The organism is Streptomyces sp. NPDC058646 (genome assembly GCF_042716875.1).
Classification (GTDB): Bacteria; Actinomycetota; Actinomycetes; order Streptomycetales; family Streptomycetaceae; genus Streptomyces.
This window is the reverse complement of record NZ_JBHXRK010000023.1, coordinates 127241-137326: the sequence shown is the minus strand read 5'-3', so window position 1 is coordinate 137326 and position 10086 is coordinate 127241. Positions and strand designations below refer to the sequence as shown.

Here is a 10086-nt window from a genome sequence, read left to right as displayed (position 1 = left end):
ACGCTGTTGAGTTCTCAAGGAACGGACGCTTCCTTTGTACTCACCCTCTCGGGCTTTCCTCCGGGCTTCGTTCTTCGTTTCCGACTCTATCAGACTCTCTCGTGTCCGATTCCCGGTCGAAGCGGGTTTCGCTTTCCAGGTTTCCGCTTTCGCGTTTTCCTTTCCGGCGAGTCCGACTCTATCAGATCCGATTCCGTGCCGTTTCCGGTTCGGATTGGAATTCCGATGGCCTTCGGGGGGCCTTTCCCTTTCGGGAGGGTCAGACTTTATCAGGTCTCCCTGGGTCTGCATTCCCACCCGCCCGCATGACTGTCCGGGCACACGTGTGTGCCGGGATGCCGTGCGATGGAGACGTAAACGTACTGGAGCGGGGCCCCCGGATGCAAATCCGGTTGCCCCGCTCCGGTGAGGCCGCTACCGCGAGGATCAGACCTCGACGACGACCGGGAGGATCATCGGGCGGCGGCGGTAGCCGTCCGAGACCCACTTGCCCATCGTGCGGCGGATGAGCTGCTGGAGCTGGTGCGGCTCGGCCACGCCGTCGGCGGCCGCGCGGGCGATCGCTTCCTCGATCTTCGGCAGGACGGACACGAAGGCGGAGTCCTCGATGCCGGAGCCCCGGGCCTGGATGCTCGGGCCGCTCACGACCTTGCCCGTGGTGCTGTCCACCACGACGTAGACCGAGATGATGCCCTCTTCGCCGAGGATCTTGCGGTCCTTGAGGTGGACCTCGGTGACGTCGCCGACCGAGAGGCCGTCCACGTACACGTAGCCGGCCTGGACCTTGCCGGAGATGCGGGCCTTGCCGTCGATCAGGTCGACGACCACGCCGTCCTCGGCGATGACGATGCGGTCCTTCGGGACGCCCGTCTGGGCGCCGAGCTCGGCGTTGGCGCGCAGGTGGCGCCATTCGCCGTGGACCGGCATCAGGTTCCGCGGCTTGCAGATGTTGTAGAAGTACAGCAGCTCGCCCGCGGAGGCGTGACCGGAGACGTGCACCTTGGCGTTGCCCTTGTGCACGACGTTGGCGCCCCAGCGGGTCAGGCCGTTGATCACGCGGTAGACCGCGTTCTCGTTGCCCGGGATCAGGGACGACGCCAGGATCACGGTGTCGCCGGGGACGATCCGGATCTGGTGGTCGCGGTTGGCCATGCGGGACAGGGCCGCCATCGGCTCGCCCTGGGAACCCGTGCAGACCAGGACGACCTCGTGGGCCGGCAGGTCGTCGAGGGTCTTGACGTCCACCACGAGGCCCGGCGGGACCCTCAGGTAGCCCAGGTCACGGGCGATGCCCATGTTGCGGACCATCGAGCGGCCGACGAAGGCGACCCTGCGGCCGTACTCGTGGGCGGCGTCGAGGATCTGCTGGATGCGGTGCACGTGGCTGGCGAAGCTGGCCACGATGATCCGGTTGTGGGCGTTCGCGAAGACCGTGCGCAGGACGTTGGAGATCTCGCGCTCGGGCGGGACGAAGCCCGGGACCTCGGCGTTCGTCGAGTCCGAGAGGAGGAGGTCGATGCCCTCTTCGCTCAGACGCGCGAAGGCGTGCAGGTCGGTGAGGCGCTTGTCCAGCGGGAGCTGGTCCATCTTGAAGTCGCCGGTGCACACGACCATGCCGGCGCCGGTGCGGATGGCCACGGCCAGGGCGTCCGGGATGGAGTGGTTGACGGCGATGAACTCGCAGTCGAACGGACCGAGGTTCTCCCGCTCGCCCTCCTTCACCTCGAGGGTGTAGGGGCGGATGCGGTGCTCCTGGAGCTTCGCCTCGATGAGGGCCAGCGTCAGCTTGGAGCCGATCAGCGGGATGTCCGGCTTCTCCCGGAGGAGGTAGGGGACGGCGCCGATGTGGTCCTCGTGGCCGTGCGTGAGCACGATGCCGTCGATGTCGTCGAGCCGGTCCCGGATGGACGTGAAGTCCGGCAGGATCAGGTCGATGCCCGGCTGCTCCTCCTCGGGGAAGAGGACGCCGCAGTCGACGATCAGCAGGCGGCCGTCGAACTCGAAGACGGTCATGTTGCGGCCGATCTCACCGAGGCCACCCAGGGGGGTGACGCGCAGGCCGCCCTTGGGCAGCTTCGGCGGGGGACCGAGTTCAGGATGCGGGTGGCTCAAAAGTGTCTCCTCACCACACACGCCACGTACCTCGGCGGCACGCGGCGTGTATGTCATTCGTGCTCTTGCTGTGATGTGTTTCGGTCGTGCTTATTCACTTGTGAAGTCTGTTGTCAGAGCTGTACCCCGCCGGCGGCAAGATCGATCTTGAGCTGGGCCGTCTCTTCGGCGGTCAGCTCGATCAGCGGGAGCCGCAGCGGGCCCGCGGGCAGCCCCTGCAGGTTCAGCGCGCCCTTGGTGGTCATCACACCCTGGGTGCGGAACATGCCGGTGAAGACCGGGAGCAGCTTCTGGTGGATCTCGGCCGCCTTCTGGACGTCTCCGCCCAGGTGGGCCTCGAGCATGGCGCGCAGCTCGGGGGTGACCACGTGGCCGACCACGGAGACGAAGCCGACCGCGCCGACCGACAGGAGCGGCAGGTTCAGCATGTCGTCACCCGAGTACCATGCCAGGCCGCTCTGCGCGATGGCCCAGCTGGCGCGGCCGAGGTCGCCCTTGGCGTCCTTGTTGGCCACGATACGGGGGTGCTCGGCCAGCCGGACCAGGGTTTCGGTGTCGATCGGGACACCGCTGCGGCCGGGGATGTCGTAGAGCATGACCGGCAGCCCGGTGGCGTCGGCGATCGCCGTGAAGTGCCGGAAGAGGCCCTCCTGCGGCGGCTTGCTGTAGTACGGCGTCACGGCCAGCAGGCCGTGGGCGCCGGTGCGCTCGGCCTGGCGGGCGAGCTCGAGGGTGTGCCGGGTGTCGTTGGTGCCGATGCCGGCCACGACGTGGGCGCGGTCCCCGACGGCTTCGAGTACGGCTCGTACGAGATCGTCTTTCTCCGCGTCGGTGGTGGTCGGCGACTCACCGGTGGTGCCGTTGATGATCAGGCCGTCGTTGCCTGCGTCCACCAGGTGGACGGCGAGCCGCTGCGCGCCGTCGAGGTCGAGTGCGCCGTCCGCCGTGAACGGCGTGATCATAGCGGTGAGGACCCGCCCGAAGGGGGTCTGCGGAGTCGAGATCGGAGCCATGGGTAACACGCTACTCGCTGCCATGCCCGCAGTGTCCCCTCGGGGGACTTCAACAGAGTGTTGGACACCGGCACTGCCTGCTCGGGGGTTCAAGCAGTGCCGGGTCCGTTCGATCAGCCTAGATGAACTTTACGAAACGCCGCAATACGGACACTTAGGACTTGTTCCAGCACATCAGTACGCCGCTGGTGTATCGGCCCTTACGGGGCAACGCGACCGTTGCCGTTGAAGGCCGCGTACGTGAGCGGCATCAGCCGGGCCCAGTGCTGCTCCATCTTCTCGCCGACCATCTCGATCTCCCGCTGCGGGAAGGACGGGACCGCCGCGAGCTCGTGCTGCGTACGCAGACCGAGGAAGTGCATGAGCGAGCGGGCGTTGCAGGTGGCGTACATCGAGGAGAAAAGACCGACCGGCAGGACCGAACGGGCAACTTCGCGGGCCACGCCCGCGGCGAGCATCTCCTGGTAGGCCTCGTAGGCCTGGCGGTAGGAGTCCTCCATGACGCGGCCGGTCAGTTCCTGCTGCGCCTCGGTGCCCTCGACGAACACGTACTTGCCGGGGCGGCCCTCCTGGACGAGCTTGCGCTCGGCGTCGGGAACGTAGAAGACCGGCTGGAGCTCCCTGTACCGGCCCGATTCCTCGTTGTACGACCAGCCGACGCGGTGGCGCATGAACTCGCGGAAGACGAAGATCGGCGCGCTGATGAAGAAGGTCATCGAGTTGTGCTCGAACGGGCTGCCGTGGCGGTCGCGCATCAGGTAGTTGATGAGCCCCTTGGACCGCTCCGGGTCCTTCTGCAGCTCCTCCAGGGACTGCTCACCGGCCGTGGAGACGCGGGCGGCCCACAGGACGTCGGAGTCGGCTGCGGAGTGCTTCACCAGCTCCACCGTCACATCACTGCGGAAGCTGGGTTTCAGATCTGAAGCGGCGGTCTCGCTCACCGGGGGTCCTTCCAAACGTGCGTACCTCGGGCGCGCCCACTCTACGTCGCCCTCTGCGGGCCACAGCGCAGTTCACCGCCTGCCGCGCTGCCCGCCCGGCTGCCTTCCGCCATCACCGGGACAGCTGACGCAGCGCCACAAATTCTGGCTGATGTCCTGGATTCCGGCACGTATGGGGTGACTCGTACGTCCTACTCGACAGACGCACCCACCCCCGCCTTCCCGTCACCACCGCCCCCATGGGCCTGACCGTGAGGAGAGTCGCTCCCATGTCCTTCCGGCGCGAACCCGTCCCGTTCGCCTTCGTCGCCGACGCCGATCGATTCCGCAGTAACGTCACTCCGCCGCCGCGCGAGCGTCTGGGCACGGCCCAGATCCTGGCCCGTAGTCTGGTCGGACTGGCCGTGGTGGCGGGGCTCGTCGGCTCGCTGCTCTTCGGGATGCCCGCACTGCAGCCGAGCCGGGCCTCCGACACGTCGCAGCAGTCGGAGGCGTCCCAGGGGCGGTAGCCTCACGGGCACAGCCCAACCGAACGTGCATGTGAGTGAGGTCCAGCCGTGCCCCTGCCCTTCCTGACGGCCGACGGCGTCTTCGACACGGACGACGCGGTCGACAAGGTACTGGCCCACGACGACCGCGACCGCTGGCGACGGCCCTACCGCCCCGGACCCTGGCGCGTGGCCATCGCCGCGCTGCTGCTCCTGCTGGCCGCCTTCATGCTGCTGGCCACGATGATCATCGCCTTCGCGGGCACCTGGGCGGGCGCCCTCGGCTGCCTGGCCGCCGCGCTCGCCGTCATCGGGGCGGCCGTGCAGATACTGCGCGCCGGCGTGTGGGTGAACCGTACGGGGCTGCGCCGGGTCGGGCTCCTGGCGACCCGCACGATCCCCTGGAGCGAGATCGCCGAGGTCCGTACGGTGCAGCAGCCCGTGCGCTGGCTGGGGCTGCCCAGGACCGTACAGGGGCAGGCGCTGACGGTGGCCGGCCGCGGCGGCGAGCTGCCGGTGCTGCTCACCGACCACAACGCCGACTTCCTGTCCCGGCCCGAGGCCTTCGACCGGGCTGCGGACGCGGTCGAGGCCTGGGCCGAGGAGTACCGCCCGCTGCCCGCCTGAGCGGCCAAAAAACGACGCGGAGCCCGTACGGGGATCAGACCCGTACGGGCTCCGCGTCGTGCAGGGCGATCGCCCGCTGCATGGCCTTGCGGGCCCGCGGGGTGTCGCGGGCGTCGTGGTAGGCGACGGCGAGGCGGAACCAGCTGCGCCAGTCCCCCGGCGCGTCCTCGGTCTCGGCCTTGCGGCGTGCGAAGACCTCGTCGGCGGAGTCCCGCAGGATCCGGCCGTACTGGTCCCGCTCCAGCTCGTCGACGGGCAGCGCCCCCTCGGCCTCCAGCTCGGTCGCGAGCTGGTTGGCCTTGGTGACGAACCGGGTGTTCTTCCAGAGGAACCACACGCCGATGACCGGCAGGATCAGCACCGCCACCCCGAAGGTGACGGTCAGCCAGGTGCCCTGCCGGAGCAGAAGCAGGCCCCGGCTGCCGGCCAGGACGAAGTAGACGACCAGGACGGCGGCCGTGAGGAAGTACGTGATCTTCGCGCGCATGGCTCAGCCCAGGTCGAGGAAGTGTTCGAGGCCGAAGGTGAGGCCCGGGGTCCGCACGACGCGCCGCGCGCCGAGCAGGATGCCCGGCATGAAGCTGCTGTGGTGCAGGGAGTCGTGACGGATGGTCAGGGTCTCGCCCTCGCCGCCGAGGAGCACCTCCTGGTGGGCCAGCAGGCCGCGCAGGCGGATGGCGTGCACGGGGACGCCGTCGACATCGGCGCCGCGGGCCCCGTCGAGGGCGGTGCTGGTGGCGTCGGGCTGCGGGGCGCAGCCCGCCTCGGCGCGGGCGGCCGCGATGAGCTGGGCCGTACGGGTCGCCGTGCCGGACGGGGCGTCCACCTTGTCGGGGTGGTGCAGCTCGACGACCTCGACGGACTCGAAGTAGCGGGCGGCCTGGGCGGCGAACTTCATGGTGAGGACGGCGCCGATGGAGAAGTTCGGGGCGATGAGCACACCGGTCTGCGGCGAGCCGGCCAGCCAGGTGTCCAGCTGCGCGAGGCGGTCCTCGGTCCAGCCGGTGGTGCCGACCACTCCGTGGATGCCGTGGCGGATGAGGAAGTCCAGGTTCCCCATCACCGAGGCGGGGGTGGTCAGCTCGACCGCGACCTGGGCGCCGGCCTCGGCCAGCGTCTCCAGCTTGTCGCCACGGCCCAGGGCCGCCACCAGCTCCATGTCGTCGGCGGCTTCGACCGCCTTGACGGCCTCGGCGCCGATGCGGCCCTGGGCTCCGAGGACTGCCACGCGCAGCTTGCTCATATCCATGTCCTTAAATCAGCAGACTTATCTGCGTACGGAACTAGGCGACCGCTTCGTCGAGGCGGGCGGCCTGCTTCTCCTTGAGCGGGCCGATCACCGCGAGTGACGGGCGCTGGGCCAGTACATCCTGCGCGACCGAGCGGACGTCGTCCGGGGTCACGGCGGCGATCCGGGCCAGCATGTCGTCGACCGACATCTGGTCGCCCCAGCACAGCTCGCTCTTGCCGATGCGGTTCATGATCGCGCCGGTGTCCTCCAGGCCGAGGACGGTGGAGCCGGACAGCTGGCCGATGGCCCGCCTGATCTCGTCGTCGCTGATCCCGTCGGAGGCGACCTTGTCGAGTTCGTCGCGGCAGATCCGGAGCACGTCGTGGACCTGGCTGGGACGGCAGCCCGCGTAGACGCCGAAGAGCCCGGTGTCGGCGAACCCGGAGGTGTACGAGTACACGCTGTAGGCGAGGCCGCGCTTCTCCCGGACCTCCTGGAAGAGGCGGGAGGACATGCCGCCGCCGAGGGCGGTGTTCAGCACGCCCAGCGCCCAGCGGCGCTCGTCGGTGCGGGCGAGGCCCGGCATGCCGAGGACCACGTGGGCCTGCTCGGTCTTGCGGTTCACCAGGTCGACGCGGCCGGAGGTGCGGATGCGCTTGGTGCCGGTGCGCGGACCGATCGGCTCGGCATCGGTGCGGCCGAGGGCGCCCGCCTTCTCGAAGGCCGCGCGGACCTGTCGTACGACCTTGTTGTGGTCGACGTTGCCGGCCGCGGCCACGACCAGGTGGGTCGGGTCGTAGTGCTTCTTGTAGAAGCGGCGGATCCGGTCGGCTCCGAGCGCGTTGATCGTGTCGACGGTGCCGAGGACCGGACGGCCCAGGGGGGTGTCGCCGAACATGGTCTGCGCGAAGAGGTCGTGCACGCAGTCGCCCGGGTCGTCCTCGGTCATCGCGATCTCTTCGAGGATGACCCCGCGCTCGGCGTCGACGTCCTCCTCGCGGATCAGCGAGCCGGTCAGCATGTCGCAGACGACGTCGATGGCCAGCGGCAGGTCGGTGTCGAGCACGCGCGCGTAGTAGCAGGTGTACTCCTTCGCCGTGAAGGCGTTCATCTCGCCGCCGACCGCGTCGATCGCGGAGGAGATGTCGAGGGCGCTGCGCTTGCCGGTGCCCTTGAAGAGGAGGTGCTCCAGGTAGTGCGTGGCACCGTTGAGCGTCGGCGTCTCGTCGCGGGAGCCGACGTGCGCCCAGATGCCGAAGGTGGCGGAGCGGACGGAGGGCAGCGTCTCGGTGACGATGCGCAGTCCGCCGGGGAGGACGGTGCGCCGGACGGTGCCGATGCCGTTCTGCCCCTTGAGGAGGGTTTGGGTACGGGCGACGGCCCGCCCCTCCGAAGAGGGGCGGGCCGTCACACGGGAACTACGCGACATCACTTGTCGGAGTCGTCCTTGTCTGCGTCATCGGAGGCGGCGTCGGACTCGCCGTCGATCACGGGGATCAGGGAGAGCTTGCCGCGGGAGTCGATCTCGGCGATCTCGACCTGCACCTTGGTGCCGACCGCGACGACGTCCTCGACGTTCTCCACGCGCTTGCCACCGGCGAGCTTGCGGATCTGCGAGATGTGCAGCAGGCCGTCCTTGCCCGGCATGAGGGAGACGAAGGCACCGAAGGTGGTGGTCTTGACGACCGTACCCAGGTAGCGCTCGCCGACCTCCGGCATGGTCGGGTTGGCGATGCTGTTGATCGTGGCGCGGGCGGCCTCGGCGGCCGGGCCGTCGGCGGCACCGATGTAGATGGTGCCGTCGTCCTCGATCGTGATCTCGGCGCCGGTGTCCTCCTGGATCTGGTTGATCATCTTGCCCTTGGGGCCGATGACCTCACCGATCTTGTCCACCGGGATCTTGACGGTGATGATCCGCGGGGCGAACGGGGACATCGCGTCCGGCGTGTCGATCGCTTCCATCATCACGTCGAGGATGTGGAGGCGGGCGTCGCGGGCCTGCTTGAGGGCCGCGGCCAGGACGGAGGCCGGGATGCCGTCCAGCTTGGTGTCCAGCTGGAGGGCGGTCACGAACTCCTTGGTGCCGGCGACCTTGAAGTCCATGTCGCCGAAGGCGTCCTCCGCACCGAGGATGTCGGTGAGGGCGACGTAGTGCGTCTTGCCGTCGATCTCCTGGGAGATCAGGCCCATGGCGATGCCGGCGACGGGGGCCTTGAGGGGCACACCGGCGTTCAGCAGCGACATGGTGGAGGCGCAGACCGAGCCCATGGACGTCGAACCGTTGGAGCCGAGGGCCTCGGACACCTGGCGGATCGCGTACGGGAACTCCTCGCGGGTCGGGAGGACCGGCAGGATCGCGCGCTCGGCGAGCGCGCCGTGGCCGATCTCGCGGCGCTTGGGCGAGCCCACGCGGCCGGTCTCACCGACGGAGTACGGCGGGAAGTTGTAGTTGTGCATGTAGCGCTTGCGGGTCACCGGGGAAAGGGTGTCCAGCTGCTGCTCCATGCGGAGCATGTTGAGGGTGGTGACGCCCAGGATCTGGGTCTCGCCACGCTCGAACAGCGCCGAGCCGTGCACGCGCGGGATGGCCTCGACCTCGGCGGCGAGGGTACGGATGTCCGTGATCCCGCGGCCGTCGATGCGGACCTTGTCCTTGATGACGCGCTCGCGCACCAGGGCCTTGGTCAGGCTGCGGTAGGCGGCGGAGATCTCCTTCTCGCGGCCTTCGAAGGCCGGGAGGAGCTTCTCGGCGGCGATCTCCTTGACGCGGTCCAGCTCGGCCTCGCGGTCCTGCTTGCCCGCGATGGTCAGCGCCTGGGAGAGCTCGCCCTTGACGGCGGCCGTGAGGGCCTCGTACACGTCGTCCTGGTAGTCCAGGAAGACCGGGAACTCGCCCTCGGGCTTGGCGGCCTTGGCGGCCAGGTCGGCCTGGGCCTTGCAGAGGACCTTGATGAACGGCTTCGCGGCGTCGAGACCCGCGGCGACGATCTCCTCGGTCGGCGCCTCGGCGCCGTTCTTGACGAGGGTGATGGTCTTCTCGGTGGCCTCGGCCTCGACCATCATGATCGCGACGTCGCCGTCGTCCAGGACGCGGCCCGCGACGACCATGTCGAAGACGGCGTCCTCGAGCTCGGTGTGCGTCGGGAAGGCCACCCACTGGCCGCGGATCAGCGCGACGCGGACGCCGCCGATCGGGCCGGAGAAGGGCAGACCGGCCAGCTGGGTGGACGCGGACGCGGCGTTGATCGCGATGACGTCGTACAGGTGGTCCGGGTTGAGCGCCATGATCGTGGCGACGACCTGGATCTCGTTGCGCAGGCCCTTCTTGAAGGACGGGCGCAGCGGGCGGTCGATCAGGCGGCAGGTGAGGATCGCGTCCTCGGAGGGGCGGCCCTCGCGGCGGAAGAAGGAGCCGGGGATCTTGCCCGCGGCGTACTGCCGCTCCTCGACGTCCACCGTCAGGGGGAAGAAGTCGAGCTGGTCCTTGGGCTTCTTCGACGCGGTGGTCGCGGAAAGCACCATCGTGTCGTCGTCCAGGTAGGCAACGGCGGAGCCGGCGGCCTGGCGGGCCAGACGGCCCGTCTCGAAGCGGATGGTGCGGGTGCCGAAGGAACCGTTGTCAATGACGGCCTCGGCGTAGTGGGTCTCGTTCTCCACTAGCGTTTTCTCCATAT

At 68.9% G+C, this 10086-nt stretch carries 9 protein-coding genes; 2 read left to right on the top strand and 7 right to left on the bottom strand.

Annotated elements, in window-relative coordinates; translation table 11 throughout:
• Window positions 1–426 precede the first annotated feature (426 nt).
• From ACFWUZ_RS26240 to thyX, 3 genes are all read right to left on the bottom strand, one after another.
• A complete protein-coding gene (locus tag ACFWUZ_RS26240) occupies window positions 427–2112 on the bottom strand; it encodes a ribonuclease J (protein WP_384377647.1) in 1686 nt (561 codons plus the stop codon).
• 113 nt (window positions 2113–2225) lie between these two features.
• A complete protein-coding gene (gene dapA / locus ACFWUZ_RS26235; protein WP_384377644.1) occupies window positions 2226–3125 on the bottom strand; it encodes a 4-hydroxy-tetrahydrodipicolinate synthase in 900 nt (299 codons plus the stop codon).
• A gap of 200 nt (window positions 3126–3325) precedes the next feature.
• Window positions 3326–4066 (bottom strand): FAD-dependent thymidylate synthase, encoded by a 741-nt coding sequence (thyX, locus tag ACFWUZ_RS26230; RefSeq protein ID WP_384377641.1) that lies wholly within the window; start codon window positions 4064–4066, stop codon window positions 3326–3328.
• A gap of 269 nt (window positions 4067–4335) precedes the next feature.
• Here thyX and ACFWUZ_RS26225 point away from each other — a divergent pair, with 269 nt between their 5' ends.
• Window positions 4336–4575, top strand: coding sequence for a hypothetical protein (locus ACFWUZ_RS26225; RefSeq protein WP_384377638.1), 240 nt, complete (start codon window positions 4336–4338; stop codon window positions 4573–4575).
• Window positions 4576–4623: 48 nt separating this feature from the next.
• A complete protein-coding gene (locus tag ACFWUZ_RS26220; protein ID WP_384377635.1) occupies window positions 4624–5181 on the top strand; it encodes a PH domain-containing protein in 558 nt (185 codons plus the stop codon).
• 34 nt (window positions 5182–5215) lie between these two features.
• On the opposite strand, the gene ACFWUZ_RS26215 is transcribed toward ACFWUZ_RS26220, so the two are convergent.
• The 4 genes from ACFWUZ_RS26215 to ACFWUZ_RS26200 are packed head-to-tail and all read right to left on the bottom strand — an operon-like array spanning window position 5216 to window position 10069.
• Complete coding sequence (locus tag ACFWUZ_RS26215) at window positions 5216–5668, bottom strand: hypothetical protein (protein WP_384377632.1); 453 nt, start codon at window positions 5666–5668, stop codon at window positions 5216–5218.
• Window positions 5669–5671: 3 nt separating this feature from the next.
• Window positions 5672–6424, bottom strand: coding sequence for a 4-hydroxy-tetrahydrodipicolinate reductase (dapB, locus tag ACFWUZ_RS26210; protein ID WP_384377629.1), 753 nt, complete (start codon window positions 6422–6424; stop codon window positions 5672–5674).
• Window positions 6425–6464: 40 nt separating this feature from the next.
• The gene (locus ACFWUZ_RS26205; RefSeq protein WP_384377626.1) at window positions 6465–7844 is read right to left on the bottom strand and encodes a M16 family metallopeptidase; all 1380 of its coding nucleotides are present in this window, start codon (window positions 7842–7844) and stop codon (window positions 6465–6467) included.
• Window positions 7841–10069: a polyribonucleotide nucleotidyltransferase gene (locus ACFWUZ_RS26200; protein ID WP_384377673.1), complete on the bottom strand. Its 2229-nt coding sequence runs from the start codon at window positions 10067–10069 to the stop codon at window positions 7841–7843. Before ACFWUZ_RS26200 ends, ACFWUZ_RS26205 begins: the two co-directional genes overlap by 4 nt.
• Window positions 10070–10086 lie beyond the last annotated feature (17 nt).